Origin of the sequence: Desulfosporosinus acidiphilus SJ4 (genome assembly GCF_000255115.2) — a bacterium.
Lineage (GTDB): Bacteria > Bacillota > Desulfitobacteriia > Desulfitobacteriales > Desulfitobacteriaceae > Desulfosporosinus > Desulfosporosinus acidiphilus.
In genome coordinates this window covers 4,615,617-4,632,656 of record NC_018068.1, presented here as the reverse complement: position 1 = coordinate 4,632,656, position 17,040 = coordinate 4,615,617, and the positions used below count along the sequence as shown (strand labels likewise).

The 17,040-nt window shown below is 44.5% G+C and carries 14 protein-coding genes; all 14 read left to right on the top strand.

Annotated elements, in window-relative coordinates; all coding sequences use genetic code 11:
• Nucleotides 1-81 precede the first annotated feature (81 nt).
• A complete protein-coding gene (gene galU, locus DESACI_RS21240; protein ID WP_014829282.1) occupies nucleotides 82-969 on the top strand; it encodes a UTP--glucose-1-phosphate uridylyltransferase GalU in 888 nt (295 codons plus the stop codon).
• Nucleotides 970-1,162: 193 nt separating this feature from the next.
• Nucleotides 1,163-1,954: a hypothetical protein gene (locus DESACI_RS21235; protein WP_014829281.1), complete on the top strand. Its 792-nt coding sequence runs from the start codon at nucleotides 1,163-1,165 to the stop codon at nucleotides 1,952-1,954.
• Nucleotides 1,955-2,484: 530 nt separating this feature from the next.
• On the top strand, nucleotides 2,485-3,282 hold the full coding sequence (locus tag DESACI_RS21230; RefSeq protein ID WP_014829280.1) for a hypothetical protein: 798 nt from the start codon (nucleotides 2,485-2,487) through the stop codon (nucleotides 3,280-3,282).
• A gap of 246 nt (nucleotides 3,283-3,528) precedes the next feature.
• A complete protein-coding gene (locus tag DESACI_RS21225) occupies nucleotides 3,529-4,584 on the top strand; it encodes an acyltransferase family protein (protein ID WP_014829279.1) in 1,056 nt (351 codons plus the stop codon).
• 89 nt (nucleotides 4,585-4,673) lie between these two features.
• Nucleotides 4,674-5,816: an acyltransferase gene (locus DESACI_RS21220; RefSeq protein WP_014829278.1), complete on the top strand. Its 1,143-nt coding sequence runs from the start codon at nucleotides 4,674-4,676 to the stop codon at nucleotides 5,814-5,816.
• Nucleotides 5,817-5,921: 105 nt separating this feature from the next.
• The gene (locus DESACI_RS21215) at nucleotides 5,922-7,793 is read left to right on the top strand and encodes a polysaccharide biosynthesis protein (RefSeq protein WP_014829277.1); all 1,872 of its coding nucleotides are present in this window, start codon (nucleotides 5,922-5,924) and stop codon (nucleotides 7,791-7,793) included.
• Between the two features lie 18 nt (nucleotides 7,794-7,811).
• Nucleotides 7,812-9,167: a nucleotide sugar dehydrogenase gene (locus tag DESACI_RS21210; RefSeq protein ID WP_014829276.1), complete on the top strand. Its 1,356-nt coding sequence runs from the start codon at nucleotides 7,812-7,814 to the stop codon at nucleotides 9,165-9,167.
• A 262-nt stretch (nucleotides 9,168-9,429) separates the two neighbouring features.
• Nucleotides 9,430-10,476 carry a Gfo/Idh/MocA family protein gene (locus DESACI_RS21205; RefSeq protein WP_014829275.1) on the top strand — a complete coding sequence of 349 codons (1,047 nt, stop codon included), beginning with the start codon at nucleotides 9,430-9,432 and terminating at the stop codon, nucleotides 10,474-10,476.
• A gap of 50 nt (nucleotides 10,477-10,526) precedes the next feature.
• Entirely contained in the window at nucleotides 10,527-11,387 is an 861-nt protein-coding gene (locus DESACI_RS21200; protein ID WP_014829274.1) for an N-acetyltransferase, read from the top strand.
• Nucleotides 11,388-11,611: 224 nt separating this feature from the next.
• Nucleotides 11,612-12,946 (top strand): O-antigen ligase family protein, encoded by a 1,335-nt coding sequence (locus DESACI_RS21195; protein WP_014829272.1) that lies wholly within the window; start codon nucleotides 11,612-11,614, stop codon nucleotides 12,944-12,946.
• On the top strand, nucleotides 12,943-14,073 hold the full coding sequence (locus tag DESACI_RS21190) for a glycosyltransferase family 4 protein (RefSeq protein ID WP_014829271.1): 1,131 nt from the start codon (nucleotides 12,943-12,945) through the stop codon (nucleotides 14,071-14,073). The genes DESACI_RS21195 and DESACI_RS21190 overlap by 4 nt, the downstream gene beginning before the upstream one ends.
• Nucleotides 14,042-15,304 carry a glycosyltransferase gene (locus DESACI_RS21185; protein WP_242833099.1) on the top strand — a complete coding sequence of 421 codons (1,263 nt, stop codon included), beginning with the start codon at nucleotides 14,042-14,044 and terminating at the stop codon, nucleotides 15,302-15,304. Before DESACI_RS21190 ends, DESACI_RS21185 begins: the two co-directional genes overlap by 32 nt.
• A 13-nt stretch (nucleotides 15,305-15,317) precedes the next feature.
• Nucleotides 15,318-15,464 (top strand): hypothetical protein, encoded by a 147-nt coding sequence (locus tag DESACI_RS25005; RefSeq protein ID WP_207643906.1) that lies wholly within the window; start codon nucleotides 15,318-15,320, stop codon nucleotides 15,462-15,464.
• The gene (locus tag DESACI_RS21180) at nucleotides 15,442-16,863 is read left to right on the top strand and encodes a flippase (RefSeq protein ID WP_014829269.1); all 1,422 of its coding nucleotides are present in this window, start codon (nucleotides 15,442-15,444) and stop codon (nucleotides 16,861-16,863) included. Before DESACI_RS25005 ends, DESACI_RS21180 begins: the two co-directional genes overlap by 23 nt.
• Nucleotides 16,864-17,040: the final 177 nt, after the last annotated feature.

Here is a 17,040-nt window from a genome sequence, read left to right as displayed (position 1 = left end):
TTTAATTTTTGCCGAATGTGTAAGGATACTTTATTATATATATTGATGGGAATAAGAGTGATAAAAAGGGGAGAGTCAAACATGCGTAAAATTCGTAAAGCCGTAATACCTGCTGCGGGACTGGGAACTCGTTTTTTACCGGCAACGAAGGCACAGCCGAAAGAGATGCTGCCGATTGTTGATAAACCAACAATACAATATATTGTGGAAGAAGCAATCAATTCGGGGATAGAAGACATCATCATTGTAACCGGCCGAAATAAACGGGCTATAGAAGATCATTTTGACCGCTCGATGGAACTTGAGGCCTTTTTGGAAAAGAATTCGAAAGAAGAACTGCTGGATCTGGTTCAGGATATTGCCAGAATGGCAGATATATATTACGTTCGTCAGAAAGAAGCTCTGGGGTTAGGGCATGCCATCTACAGTGCACGAAAGTTTATTGGGCATGAACCTTTTGCTGTCCTGTTGGGTGACGACATTATTCATTCTGAAGTGCCTGCCTTGCGGCAGATGATGAACCAATACGAACGCTATGGCGCCAGCATGGTTGGAGTTCAGGAGGTTCCCCTGGATGATATCTCCAAATACGGAATTGTCGATGGAGAGAAATTTGCTGATCGATTATATCGTGCTAAAAACATGGTAGAGAAACCACGATACGAAGACGCACCGCAAACTCATTTAGCGATTATGGGCCGCTATATCTTAAATCCTGAAATATTTGACCTCCTAGAAGCTTTGCCTCCGGGTAAAGGCGGGGAGATACAGCTTACTGACGGCATTAAGGAACTGGGACGCTTTCAGGAAATTCTGGCCTATGAATTTGAAGGGCGCCGGCATGATGTGGGAGATAAGTTGGGATTTGTCCAAGCGACCATTGAATATGCCTTGCGCCGCGAAGATCTTGCAGAAGAACTCTCAGGTTATTTGCGAAATCTCGTTCGGAATTTAGGTAGTGATGAATAGAAATCAACAAATTATTATGATAAATGCTGGTTAATTTTCGCGAAATAGTATTGGCCAAAGGTTCTGCTGACAAATCAATACGTCTGAAGACGGAAAATAGGTCAAGTCATACAGCAAAAGTGACAAGCTTCTCTCCCAAAAATTGGTAAAATACCTACGTACCAAGAATAAAGAATAAGGAGGGAAGAGACCAATGAGGCCAATGGATAAGAAGCGGATAGCGACCGTTGCGGGGACACTGGTTCTGGCAGGTGCTGTAGTTGCCGCCGGGGTTTATGGACCCAGTGTTTGGAAAGTATTTCGGCAACAAAGCTCCATATCAGACCAAGTAGTTGTTCAGAATCCACCGGTTGACGGCGCCAAAGCACCGGATAATAACACTGCCACCGGAGTTGGCGCAGGAATCGGAACAGGAACTGGCACGGGAACCGGAACTGGTACATCGCAGCCAGACAGTACGGCACCACCCGGAAAAGCGACGCCAACCGTAATTGCACCCAGTACGATTAACACGCCAGCTCCAGGCGACACAGGTTCGAAAAGTAAATATAGGGAACCGGATACGAGCTTAATCGACTTGGCACCATCGGTTGCAGCTTACTTCGGGGACAATGCTTTAAGCAATGATGCCAAAACTTTAGCGTTTGGCACAGCATGGAACATCCATCAATATGTGGATGGCTATCTGTATGGACCGGCAGCAGGTCCTCAAATGAATGAACAAGATATCAAAAAGTACATTATTTTCCACAAAACTCTTTGGGACAAGCAAATCAAGAATGAGCAGAATGCGAGCAAAGCAACAGTTTTCACGAACTACTTTGATCTTTTGCTGAATACCGGGATTGACGCCTTTGATTCAAAAGATAAAGCTCGAATCGAGCAATTCCATCAAGGAATTCACGACCTGGATGCTCATATCTTGCGCAATGACACTAATTCTAAAATCTACGGGGCAACGCCGTTTGCAACCAAACGGACATAATTTTGAAATTTGATCAAGCAGTACAACAAGAAACGGTATGCAGTTCAGATGTAGCAGGAGAAATGATTAGGACCGCACAGAATTATTTCCATGGTGTAAACGGCAATTGGTAACCTGTATAATTTTTAAAAGATAGGGGTTAGACATGACGAGATGACGCATGGAAAACCTGATTTTTAAGATAGAATTGTGATAAAGAGTTAAATAAATAGATAGATAGATATATCAATAAATAGCTAAACAGAGAAATAAAGGGATGATTCAAAAGGATTTTCCTCTCTTCTTAGAACAATTGAATAGACAATTTGATTCAGTAGACTGTAACCTTGTTCGACAGGGTTGAAAACTAATTAAATTGTCGCCAGGAACCCTATAAACAATTGAATACTAATCGCAAGGCCTGCCCGTTTGGACAGGCCTTGCGATTTTATTCATAAATAATAAGCATTTATGTCTAAAATTCCTTTTAACTGGTCAAGATAGTAGTAAAAATTCAAGTAAAAATCCAGTTGAAGGAGATTTTGGTCTTTATGCGTAAAATGAATTACTTAGTGGGCGGAATCGCTTTAAGTATGGGGGTTATCGTAGGAATCTTAGGGATGTCTATGGTTACAAATTCCAGTTCAGCTGCGTCGTTTATTAGCAAGCTTCGCGGGCAGGAAAACGTGCAGACTGTTTCAGGATCTGTTAACGGTCCAACCCAAGTTCCCCTGACTGCCAAGACGGGGACGGATAACGCACTAAACAATAATGTATCAGGCAGCTCGGCCTTGGGCACAGATTCGAATTCCAGTCCGGATTCGACTTCGAGTTCGGATTCAAGTTCCAGCTCCTCCTCTGGCTCCATTTCCGGCGGACAGCCCAATAATTCAACTTCGGCAGGCCAAAACGGAGACGCTCAAAGTATAGCCAAAGGGAATTCCGTGACCGATGCCTTGAAAGAGCAGATTATCGCCGACTATAAGCAAGATATAGGAACGTTTTTCGACGCTTGGAAGTCAGTTGATATCGATACCTTTCGCCTTAAGCTTGCCAAAGCCTATACCGGTGAGATATTCGAAAAACACGCACGGCGTGCTGAAGAATACCTAGTTCAGGGCATAGGTTTGGATGTTACTTCGATCAACTTTGATCGGGTGGATGTGGAAAGTGCGGATAACAACACGGCTACTCTGCGAGTGGATTATCGCTACACTGCCAAAGACTACAACATAACAGAGGGTGTTCCCGTAGGAGAAGAACACGAACAAAACGTGCATGTTCGAGTTAATCTTATGAAGATGAACTCCCATTGGATGATTACCGGTGAGAGTTCCCTCACTAATTAGAAGGTAAATAGAAAGGAATTAGATAAGCGCTGAAATAAGTTATCCTAAATTACTTAATCTTTAAAAAGCCAGTCAGACTTCTCAGGCTCTCCTTTGTTGGGTTAACTTACTAACCTAACACAGAGGAGAGTTTTTTGTTCCGAAAATCTGTCCCAAATGCGGTTTCTTTACGTGCAGAAACTGTTGGTCTATGATAGACTAGGCTCGGTTCCAATTTATTAATTAAGAACAAGGGGAGGCCAAAACGTGAGCACCGTCTTAGCCCGGGAAACGGAACATTTTGATTGGGCCGATATTTTAAAAGGACTTGGGATTTTGACCGTCGTATGGGGACACGCAGGAAGCAGAGTTTCTTTTTACATGTTTTGGTTTCACATGCCATTGTTTTTTTGGCTCAGCGGCTTTTTATACCGTTATAAACCCGATTCCAGATTCATTGATTATATAAAACGAAAGGCTAAACATCTTTTAGTTCCTTATTTTTTTTATCTGGGATTATTAACGATTCTGGTTCTTGTTTTTAATTTCTGGAAAGGGTATCCGGAGCTGAATTTTTGGTCGGAGGATTGGAAGGCCCTATTATTGGGCGGGAGTCTCTTGGAAGGAATATATGCCACCTTTTGGTTTCCTACTGTCTTGCTTTTTGTTCAGGTTGTTTATGACCTTTTATGCCGAAAGCTCACTTCTCCATTTTTGAGAGGTCTGGTCATCTTAGCCTGTTTTTTACTGGCATATTGGGAATCCCGCTACAGACCTAATAGCTTTGTTCCCTGGAATCTGGATGTGGGTCTCTATGCCATCGTGTTTTATGCTCTCGGACATCTGATGAGACAGAAAAAAGTGCTGGCAGGTCTGAGAAGCAGGCGATGGGTTATGGCAATATCCTGGCTGGCAGCGCTTGGTTTCATTTATCTATATGCGCATCATATCGTTGATTACGGATTGGATATGAAACATCGCCAGTATTATTATTTTGGTCTGAATCTCATTCTTCCGGTGGCCTTCACCTTAATTCTTGCCCAGTTAAGTATGCTGCTTAGGCGGATACAGGGCTTAAAGCAGGGATTAAGCTATGTAGGGAAAGCAGCTATGGTGATTATGTATTTGCACCTTGGCTCAGTTTCCCTGGCCCGTCATTTTTTCGCCATGACACCCCTGAGATTTTTTATTGTTGGGACCATTGCCCCTCTTTTCTTTTATCAGCTCATTCAATATATCCCTTACGGACGATATTTTGCTTTGGGTGAGAATCGAAAGATCAAACCCGCTGATTTTTGTAATGTTCCTAACAAATCAGTATAATATTAATTTAGACAAGCATAAATCATTGATAGTATGCTTGCCTGAAGTGGAGATTAAATAATTATGCCAAAAAGGAATCATAGATTCAAATGAGAAATCAGAGAGTTGGATCCAAATCCGGAAAAATTGCAGAAATAAATTATTTAAGGGGCTTTAGTATCTTAGCAGTCCTGGCAATACACACGACGGGCTACTTTACTAAAATTACCCCTTATCGTACGTTGGCTCTCTTGGCTATTTGGACGGATGTTTTTTCCCAATTCGCCGTCCCCTTATTTATTGCCATTTCCGGTTTTGTTTTAGCTAAAAACTATCGGCAAGGGTTTTCCTTAACGCAGTTTTACTATAAAAGGGCGCGCTCAATTCTCCCTCAATATATGATCTTTTCGGCCTTATATACGGCATTTAATTATTGGGGGGATATGCGGAGCAGCTCATTCTCAGCCAATCTTAAGCGCATTGCCCTGAGTGTTTGGCATTCAGATGCTTCTTACCACCTATGGTTCTTTGCAGTCATCATCCAGCTTTATCTTGCTTATCCCTTAATTATCAAAGGGTATGATTTCTTTAAAGCAAGGAATAAATCAGAATACTTTCTTGCCGGAATGCTGATTATTCAAGTGCTCTGGATGGTAGGTACCCATACATCCTATGCCAATGTTATTAAAGTTAATGCCATAGCTTACCTCTTCTATTTCTGCCTTGGAATCTATGCCCTGGACAAATTCGAAACGTTAAAGGATTTATCCCAGCGTCTGACGCCCTTATGGGGAACGATGTCCTTACTATTAACCTTCGGAGCCAGCTTCTTTATTGTGATAGGTTTAACCACAGGGCATACTTACGATGAAATCCCACCGTATTTCACAACGGGTGCCGAACTGGTTTATCCGGTCTTGAGGCTGGTAACATTTCTATTTATATGGAATTTGGCTGCCGGCTTAACGATTAAAAGGAATGTTTTAGCGAAGTTTATGGCCAGACTGGGGGATTATTCTTTTGGGATCTACCTGATTCACCTTTTTTTTAATCAAGTAACCATAAGAATTCTTAGCAATCACCAGATAGGTCCCTCTCAGTGGTTATTTTATCCAATTGTCTTTACAGCGACACTCATTTTAAGCTACGCAGGAGTCCGGTTGATCAGTTTTCTGCCCTTTAGCTACTATTTGATCGGCTTTGGTCACTCAAAAATCATAAAACGTGAGGGGACAAATAATGTTAAAGAGTAACAGTTTGACCGGGTCTTTAGAGTTGTAAAAGCATGTAAGTTGTAGTAAACTTTAGAACGATAATGTTTCCTCGTTTTTTGTGTAAATCCAGAAGGGGCTGAGCAAGTGTTATTTCGTAAACGTACATTAATTCTTATGCTAATTGATGCTCTGTTAATCAACTTAGCAGCCTTTGGCAGTTTTTATCTGCGTTTTGAGATTTTTGGGCATATCCCGTCCCAGTACTACCAAACCTATTACCATACTGCCATAACTGCCACAATTTTATATATTGCCGTTTTTTACATATTTGGTCTCTATAACAGGCTTTGGCAGTATGCCAGTACCGGAGAACTGCTTTCCATTATTTATGCTGTGACTGTCGGAACAGGCGGAACCGTGGCAGTCGTTTATTGTTACAGTCTTTTTGTAACAAAAGTTCCCTTGAGGATGCCTAATTCTGCTGCAGTTCTCTTATGGTTAGTGATGGTCTTTTTGATCGGCGGTTCGCGTTTTATTTGGCGAATCTTGCAGGAGAATGTCTTCGATCGTCATGTTCCCGGTTCCCAAAAACAAGTCCTGATTGTTGGAGCCGGCGATGCCGGAGTTTTGGCCGCCCGAGAATTAAAAAACCGCAACTATCGCGATGGGCGTCCGATAGGCTTTATTGATGATAACCGCCAGAAGCAAAAACTCCAGCTGCTGGGGATTCCTGTTTTAGGTACGCGTAAAGACATTACTCGCATTGTCAAAGGGCATAATATTGATGAAGTCATTATTGCTATGCCTTCGGCCTCCGGCGAATCTGTCCGGGAGATTGTGCAAATTTGCGAAAAGTCCGGAGTCGACTTGAAAATCATGCCTGGGGTTTATGATATTATCAGCGGTGATATTAATGTTAAACCCATACGCCAAATTCAAGTGGAAGATCTATTAGGCCGAGACCCTGTTTCGGTAGACTTAGAGGAAGTGGCAGGTTATGTTTCCGGTGAGACGGTATTCATTACCGGCGCCGGAGGTTCCATCGGGTCGGAACTCTCTCGTCAGGTTGCTAAGTTTAACCCGGGAAAACTTATCTTGATCGGTCACGGTGAAAACAGCATTTTTGAAATTGAACAAGAGCTTCGTGCTGAGCGCCCGGGGATCGAGTATATTACTGAGATTTTAGATATCAAAGATCGGGAAAAAGTATTTTTGGTTTTTAACCGCTATAAGCCGGGGGTTGTCTTTCACGCAGCAGCTCATAAGCATGTTCCTCTTATGGAACGCAATCCGGAAGAGGCGCTTAAGAATAATGTTCTCGGTACTCAAAATCTGGCGGAAGCAGCTGATGAATACCGGGTTAAAACGTTTGTTTCCATCTCCACAGATAAAGCAGTGAACCCCACCAGTATCATGGGGGCCACTAAGAGGACTGTGGAACTGATGATTCAAAGTTTGGACCGCCGTTCACAGACAAAATTTGTGGCGGTACGTTTCGGCAATGTTTTAGGGAGTAATGGCAGTGTTATCCCAACCTTTAAGAAACAAATTGCCAAAGGCGGTCCGGTGACGGTGACTCATCCTGATATGGTCCGCTATTTTATGACGATTCCGGAAGCAGCCCAATTGGTGATCCAAGCCGGGGCCATGGCTCAGGGCGGGGAAATCTTTATTTTAGATATGGGTAAGCCTGTTAAAATTCTGGATTTAGCGAAGGACTTGATTCGGCTCTCAGGATTTGAACCTGATGTCGATATTAAGATACAATTCACAGGGATTCGGCCGGGAGAAAAGCTCTATGAGGAATTATTGACAGCAGAGGAAGGCATAACGTCCACGAAACATAGTCGAATATTTGTCGCAAAACCAAGCTTTATTGACGTAAGTCTTTTAGAAGATCTTACGCATATTGTTCGAGAGCGGGGAAGTTCTTTGACGCGTGACGAAGTGATCTCCTTGTTGCAGACTGTCATTCCGACCTTTCGTAAGAAGAACACTAACGCTGTAGCCAAATAAGGAGGGAATTGAGTCATCATGATGACTGTAAAAAACGTTATTACCAGTGAGGATGTCATTGCCAAGACTCTCAAAGAAAAGATCTTAAAACACGAAGCTCGTATTGGGGTTATTGGCTTGGGATATGTGGGTCTCCCATTGGCAGTTGAAAAAAGCAAAGTCGGGTTCTCAGTGGTTGGCTTCGACATCAACTCTGCTCGTGTTAATCGTGTCAATGCGGCCGATAACTATATTGGGGATGTTAAAGATCAGGACCTTAAAGATATGGTTGGCAATGGCTTATTGTCCGCGACCACAGATTTTTCCCGCTTAGCTGAATGTGATGTGGTAATTATTTGTGTTCCGACACCCTTAACGATCACAAGAGATCCGGATATTTCATATATTGAAGCTTCATCCCAGCAGATTGCCCAATACCTTCGCCCAGGGCAGTTAATCACCTTGGAAAGTACCACCTATCCCGGTACAACTGAAGAGGTCATTTTACCGCTTTTAGAGAAGTCAGGACTTAAAGTCGGAAAGGACTTTTTCCTTGCTTTCTCGCCGGAACGGGTAGACCCCGGCAATAAGAGATTCAGTACTAAAAATACTTCTAAGGTCGTTGGGGGAATGACGCCTGTTTGCCTGGAGATTGCCTATGCGCTCTACATGCAAACCATTACCAATGTAGTGCCTGTTTCTTCGCCCGCTGCAGCGGAGCTTACCAAGGTCTTCGAGAATACCTATCGCGCCGTGAACATTGCCATGGTTAATGAACTCATGATGCTCTGTGACCGGATGGGAATTGATATTTGGGAAGTTGTGGAGGCTGCCGGCACGAAGCCTTTTGGCATTCAAACCTTCTATCCGGGACCGGGCGTAGGCGGTCACTGTATTCCTATCGATCCTTTCTATCTTACTTGGAAGGCTCGGGAATACGATTTCCATACACGGTTTATCGAACTGGCTGGAGAAATCAATGTCGAGGTATCTTACTACGTTGTTAACAGGCTGATCAGAGCGCTTAATGACGAAAACAAGAGTTTAAAAGATGCTAAAATCCTTGTTCTTGGTGTGGCTTACAAAAAGGATATCGATGATGTCCGTGAATCGCCGGCCTTGAAAATTATGGAGCTCTTACGCAAACAAGGGGCTAATATCACGTACCATGATCCCTATATTTCGGTGATAGAGCCGCACGGCGGAAGTACAATGCATATGGAAAGCGTTCCTTTGACGGATGAGGTATTGACAGAGGCTGACGGCGTTCTGATTTTAACCGATCATAGCACTATAGATTATGCACGAGTTGTGGAAAAAGCGAAACTCGTTGTGGATACTCGCAATGCAACAAAGGATGTTTTGGAGAATCGGGACAGAATCGCCAAAATATAACTTGAACGCGCGTATAGCAGTGGATATAAGTTAAACTATCGAAAATACGGGTTTAAGGGGAATCGGCAAGATTCCCCTTAAACCTGTATAAGGGAATAGTTATTTTTTTCCAGATGCAAGTGACTTAAATAAAGATTCTTGTTTTAACAAACAATAATTAAACTTGAAGCAAAGCCCCGCCATACAATGGTGCGGCTGCCGCTTGCGGATGCCAAGGTGTTTCTTAAAAAGAAATTTAAAAGAAAAGGGATGTAGATTGAAGATGACCGAAGAAAAGAAAATGCGCTTTGCGATTATCGGGTGCGGACGTATCGCTCCCAAACATGCGGAATCTATTGTGGCCTTACCTGAGGCAGAGTTAGTGGCAGTCTGTGATGTTGTACCTGAATTAGCTCAAAATTTTGCGGATAAATACGGTGCTGTTCCGTATACGGATTATAAGGAAATGCTTAAACGATCTGATATCGATGTCGTGACGATTGCTACCCCCAGCGGCCTGCACGCTGAAATAGGAATTGCCGCCGCTGAAGCCGGCAAACATATTCTTGTTGAAAAGCCTATGGCCATGACGTTGAAAACAGCGGATGCCTTGATCGCGGCCTGCCAAAAAGCCGGCGTAAAATTAGGAGTTATTCACCAAAACCGTTTCAATGCTTCTATTAAGATTCTGCGCAAAGCTTTAGAAGATGGGCGCTTTGGCAAATTGACTCATGGACAGGCTACTGTACGCTGGAATCGCAATGATAATTACTACCTCCAGGCACCATGGCGAGGTACGAAACTTCAGGACGGCGGAGTTCTTATGAATCAATCAATTCACAACATTGATTTATTACAGTGGATGTTTGGACCTGTGGACTCTGTTTTTGGATACACTTCAACCTTTATGCGCAAAATTGAAATGGAGGATATGGGTGCGGCCGTAATTAAGTTTAAGAGCGGAGCAATCGGTATTATTGAAGCCGCTTCCACCATTTACCCGAAGAACATCGAAGAAACCATCAATGTTTTTGGCGAGACCGGTTCCGTTATTGTCGGCGGAATTGCTGTTAATCGTATTGAAGTTTGGGAGTTTCCAGACAGCGCGGAAGAGCAGAAGAAGATTTTTGCCAGTCAGGAAGTTGATCCGCCTTCCGTCTACGGATTCGGACACCGAGAACTTATCTCCGATATGATTCACGCCGTTTGGGAGGACCGAGTTCCGGCCATCCCCGGTGAAGAAGGAAGAAAAGCTCTGGAAATCATTCTGGCGATTTACAAGTGCCAGGAGACGAAACAACCGGTGGTATTTCCGCTCATAGAAAGCTAAGGTTAGCTAACTATATTGTCAATGTTCCGGGGAGGAAAGGAGTATATTCTATGTCTCAAAACAATGTGCCGAGGCAGATCGCTTTAAGTGCCATTGTCCCTTCAAGCGTGACGGTTGGGCCGTTTTGTGTTATCGGAGAGGGTGTCGTCCTGGGTGAAAATGTTGTTCTTGGAGTTGGGTGCGTACTCAATGATGGGGCCGTCGTCGGCTCGGGATGTGAACTTGGAAATTATGTTACCCTCGGGTTAGGAGTTCGGCTGGGGTCCCGTTCCAAAGTTGGAGATCATAGCACCATCTATCCCCAGACACAGCTTGGGGACGAAGGATTCATTGGCAGCAACGCTTCGCTGGGACGATTGCCAAAAGCCGCTGCCACGAGTACTGTTAAAGCGCAGACTAATCTCCCTCCTCTCAAAATGGGCAACGGCTATACCATCGGCTGTTCAGCGGTCCTTTACGCAGGGACAAGCTATGCTGACAAAGCCTTTATTGGGGACGGAGCCATTGTCCGGGAAAGATGTTCAATAGGTCAAAATGTCGTTATCGGCAGCGGAGTCGTTGTGGAGAATGATACTTCCATCGGATCATATACGAAGATACAGTCAGGTTCCTATATTACCGCCTATATGGAAATTGAAGAACGAGTATTTATTGCTCCCATGGTTACCACCACCAATGATAACTATATGGGACGAACGGAAAAGCGTTTTAAAGCCATCAAAGGTGCAACCATTCAGAAAGGTGCCAGAATTGGCGGGGCATCGATCCTTTTACCCGGGGTAAACGTTGCTCCCGAAACCTTTGTAGCAGCGGGAGCTTTAGTCACTAAAGACACTCCTGAAAAACGTGTTGTTAAAGGCTTTCCAGCAAAAGAGATTCGAGAAGTTCCAGACGAAGAACTCTTGCCTTAGTGAACTCGTTCAGCTAAAGCTGTACAAAGAGGCTTCAGTGACGAAAGTGTCCCGTGGACAGTTTCGCTGCAAGCGCCTAGCCAATGACAAATGCTATCGCGCTGAAGGATGGACTTTACTCCCACTAATAAAAGCGGGAGTCTCAAGATTGGATGAAATCAGACTAGACAAATTCAGGTTACAGCGATATAAGAGGAGACACACAGGCAACAAGGAGGATAAAGATGTTCTGGAACACTGGGGTCACACGCACGAACTCAAATAAATTGATGCTTATTTTGGCAATTATGCTGTCCACGATGCTCTTGCCTTCAATTGAAATTCGCTCGAGTTTACCCCGCCTTCGCTTAGATGATGTACTGATCTTTGGCGCTTTTGCGCTTAATGTAGTACTTTGGCTGATCCGTCGTACCCCTGCCGAATATGATTTGGGGCTGTCCTATCATGAAGATCAAGCTCGCGGTATAAGGGCTATTACCAATGTTTTTTTGCTTTTGCTGGGGTCCATGATCCTATCAAATATCTTTGCCTTGATTTTCTTGAAGACGCCCTTTGGAGTTCGGGATGCCATGGAGGGAGTTACCTTAGCCAAGTATTATTTGGCCGCTACGTTAGCTGCTTCTTTTGATTTGCGCGATAGTGAATACGGCCTTTTGCGCAATGTCTTCCTGGCAGGATTTGCGCTGATTCTGATTCTTTCCTGGGGTCAATTTTTAAACATCGCTAATGTCAATGCTTGGTTAACGCCTTTTTTTGCCCAGTCGCATTTGGATAATCTCGTAAACGCCAATCCTCCCCGGGTTTTAGGGACTTTTGATAATCCTAATGTGATGGGGATTTTCGCCGTCATCACTTTAACCAGCTTCGTTGCTATGTTCTATTTTCGAACCAATGAACGTTTGAAATCAATCTTCCTTTTCGTTGCCGTGGGATTAACCATCAAGCTGATTTTCATGACTATTTCGCGCACAGCTCTTTTAGGAACGGCTGCTGTGCTTGTGATCCTGAGTCTTTGGGCTTTGTTTAAATACCGGTGGAAAAGGGACATGCTTATAAAAGTAGGGGCTTTGTTTCTTTTAACCTTATTAATCTTTCTTACTTCGCCCCGAGGCTTTACCATGCGGATTAATGAGGCCACGAACCTTGAGACAAGCACCTCGGCTCAAGGACATCTCTTGCGAGCTGGGAACGCCATTGTCTTGATCAAGGAATCCCCTATTTTAGGCTGGGGAACAGCCAAAACGACGATGACAACCCTGGTTGATGATGAGTATGCTTTAATAACCCGACGTTATGGTGTCATTGGCTTGATCATGTATCTCTGGCTTTTTCTGCGCCCGCTTAAAGCAGCGCTTTGGAAAGTCCGGCTCTTTAATTTTTCCGGCTCTGAATCGGGCATGAGAGAAACTAAAACTCTGTTTTGTATCGCCTATGCGGCATCGACAGCCGCCATCTTCATCTATAACATTACGGCTGGGATTTTCTATAACCTTCAATTAATGACCTTTTTTGCCTTGTTTATGGGTTTAATTTATAGAATAGAAGGGGAAAACGATTGAAAGCCTGCATATTAACCACGGCTCATTCTCCTTTTGATGAGCGCATTTTTCATAAGGAAGCCCGAAGCCTGGCTGAAGCGGGTTACGAAGTGGTCATAATTGCCCCCTACGCTAATTCACTGGTTAAAGATGGAATCAGGATTCAGGCTGTACCGCCGCTGTCTTCCAGAGCCGATCGAATCTGGAGGTTAAAAGCCATTTACAAGGCTGCGCTTGAGGAAAAGGCGGACATCTATCACTTCCATGATCCGGATTTAATTCCTGTGGGTTTGCGGCTGAGCCGCAAACATAAGAAGCCTGTCCTTTACGATGTCCATGAATATTACGGTGACAGTCTTCTTACCCGTTACTGGCTGCCCAAGCCATTCCGCAGGATTGTGGCTAAAACCGTAGACCGGGTAGAAAAATGGGCAGCACGTTCTTTTGCCGGTATTATTACGGTGAACAGTCATATGGCAGGGCTTTTTCAGCGGGAAAACCCGGAAGGGGAGATTCTTCACAATTATCCCCTAAAACGACAATTTGAATTTTACAGGCCGGAAGGCATTAAACCCCCCGTTATTTTATACCTCGGAGGAATCAACCGTGAAAGAGGTTTAGAAATTATTTTGCGGGCGATGCCTTTGGTGCGGGAAAAACACCCTGAAGCTGTGTGTGAATTAGTAGGCCCGGCTGAGACTGAGGACCTGGGACCGGATTTTTTTCAGCTCAATCCTTGGTTAGAGCGAGGAAAAGTCCATCTGCGGGGTAAGGTGCCTTACGAACAAGTCCCGGGAATTTTGGCGCAGAGTTCTATTGCCTTGGTTCCTTTGCTGCCCACCTTAAATTATCGCAAGGCTATACCGGTCAAGCTCCTGGAATATATGGCTGCCGGCCTGCCGGTGGTAGGATCACGTTTCGGCTATATAGAAGAAATCATTGAGAAAAACCAGTGCGGTCTGCTCTGTGAACCCGGTGATCCGGAGAGCTTGGCCCAAGCTATATGTACCTTAATCGAGAATCCCGAAAAATCCTTAAGCTATGCTCAAAACGGTTGGGATGCCTTCCAACGTGAGTACACTTGGGAGAAAGAACAAGGCAAACTGCTCAAGCTCTATGAGCGAATTCTGGCTGCGAGGAAACTATAAAATGCGTGTGTTAATCTTATCTCACATGTACCCCAATTCCGTATCCCCGCTTGCTGGGATCTTCGTTCGCCAACAAGCCGTTGCCTTGGCTCAGTTAGGTGTGGACGTGAGAGTTGTGGCACCGGTGCCCTGGGTACCGGGATTGATGTCCGGACGGGGAAAATGGGGAGGATACCCTGATGTCCCTCTTAAGGAGGCTGCTGATGGATTTCCCGTATTTCATCCCAGAGTCTTGGAATTTCCGCGTTCTTTGTTTTTTGAGTATTATCCTCAAACCTTTGGACAGGGCATACGGAACGTTTTTCTTGAGCAAATCGGACACGGTATTGATGTAATTCACGCTCATGTGGCTCATCCCGACGGGGCTGCTGCCTTAAAATTCGGCCGGAAGCATCATCTTCCGGTAGTAGTCACTATCCACGGTCAAGATTTTGCTTATACTTTAAAGCGCAGCCGTACTTGTGCGGACAGTGTGCGAGCCGCCCTTAAGGGGGCTTCTCAGGTGATCTTAGTCAGTCAAAAGCTGAAAAATCAATATGGACTGGAAACCTGGGCAGATGACTTGTCGAAGTATAATGTCATCTACAATGGCGTTGATTTGGAAGATGTTGTTTTAAGCTCAGGGAGTGAAGAAACTCCCACTGCAGATTCCGATAATAAATTCGGAGCGCGAAAACGTCTTCTCAGCGTAGGGTTCCTGCGTCCCGATAAAGGGCATGATGTGGTTTTGCAGGCTTTGCCCGCGTTAATCCGAGAATTTCCGGAGTTAGAATACCGGATTGTGGGCGATGGGTCGGAGCGACAGCGGCTGGAAACTCTTACGACAGACTTAGGTCTTAGAGACCATGTGGTTTTCTTAGGAAGCCTGCCGCACACTGAGGCTATGCGCGAGATGGCTGACTGCGATGTCTTCATCCTGCCAAGTTGGAAGGAAGCTTTCGGGGTCGTTTACTTGGAAGCAATGGCTCATGGAAAGCCAATTATAGGTACACAAGGTGAGGGAATCGCGGAGATTTTAGAAACCACTGAAGTTGGCAAGGCTGTTCCCCCAAAGGATGTCCAAGCCGTCGCTGCTGCGGTGGGTGAACTTTTCCGGGACCCGAAGCGGGCGAAAGAACTTGGACTTAGGGGCAGAGAGCTGGTAACCCGGGAATTTACTTGGTACTCAAATGCTCAGAAAACTCTTGAAGTCTATGAGAAGGCTCGGGACGTATGCAGAGAATCGTTATAACAAGAATTCCTTTTTGTTTTATAAGGATGGACTCTTAGCAAGAGAAGGTTTGGCTGGAAATCTTGTGCCTGCCCAAGAGGTTATGGATGTTCTGATGATCGTCAACAAGTTTAGGTTGAATGGAAAGGTGAGCCTAAGTGGAACTTCGTTTAGTCCTTAAGAATGCCGCTGCCTTAAGTTTGGCAAGCGTACTATCCAAAGTAATTACGGCCGTCGTTGCCATTGCCGTTGCTCGTTATTTAGGGCCTGATATCTATGGAGAGTACAATTCAGCCCTGGCTTTTGTCAGTACCTTTATTCTTTTTGTGGATTTTGGTCTAAGCAACTATATGGTCCAAGAAGGCTCCCGCGATGAAAGTGTTTTGCCCCTTTATTTAGGGAATACCCTGGCATTTAAGACGTTTACCTCACTGGCTATCTACGGGCTGATGCTTGTGCTGATGCCAGCAAATTACAGCATGACAACCCGAGGCATGGTTATTGTTTTTGGAGTGGCCAGTGCGTTAAATGCCTTAGACAGTTCTGTTTACAATTATTTTCAAGCCAAGCAGCAAATGTACTATGCAGCGATGTACCAGTTCTTATCCACATTCCTGATTGGAGTATTGACGATTATCGTAGTTGTCCTAAAGGGCAAGGTTATTATGATTACCTTCGCCCAAATGGCCGCTACACTGATCATTTCCATCCTTTTATATTTTCACTTGAGACGGGATATACGGCTCAAGTTTAATGGCCAACAGCTTCTTGAGATGCTCAAAAAAGGGTTGCCTTATGGGGCTGCTGTTATTTTTTTATACGTTTATTTTCAAATTGACATGTTTATGCTTTCTCTGATGCGCCCCGTACGCGAAGTTGGCATTTACTCGGCCTCCTACCGCTTGATCGCGGTGCTTTTATTCATCCCGGGCATCTTAACCAGTGTCATTTACCCTATCCTATTTCAACTGGGGGTTGAGAGCCACGATAAGCACCGGGAGACTATTGAAAAAATCTTTAAAGTACTCAGCGCAGTGGGGATACCGGGCAGCGTCCTGCTTTTTGTTTTAGCCAACCCATTGTTGTCCTGGCTATACAGTCATCGCTATCAGGAATCTATTCCTATTATGATGATTCTTTGTTGGTTCTTTGCCCTCGAGTGTTTAAGTTTTTCCTTAGGAGATGTTTTAACCACCACGAACCGGCAGTGGACCAGAGCTTGGATTCAAGGCGGAGCCGCTGTTCTGAACGTCGGTATCAACTTGTATGCAATTCCGCACTATGGCATTTACGGTGCAAGTATCGCAACTCTGATCACGGAACTCTATGTCTTTGTCATGTATTATGGGGTAGTCCGGCATCAAGTCTATAAAGTACGAATCTGGCGCCAGCTGCCGATGATTGTTTTCGCTTCGGCCGTGATGGCGTTAGCAGCCTATTTCCTGCGGTTTCTTCATCCTTTGCTCTCCGGAGGAATTGCCGGGATTATTTATCTTGTAATTCTGGTTGGCTTTGATCATGACTTTCAGCGTATTGGAGGGTATGTTTGGCGTCAGGCAAGGAGTTTTAGGAGAAGATAGTCAAGGAATAACAATTTGGGATAGTTAAACGTCAGTTGAAATTGCCCCCCATTGTTTATGAAGAAACCTAGTTAACTTTGCACTATAAATCTGTAATTAACCCTCGAATTATCTAAGATTGAGGTCAGGACTAGAGTTTGGGTATGAATGATTGTGAGAATTGGCGGGTTTGGAATT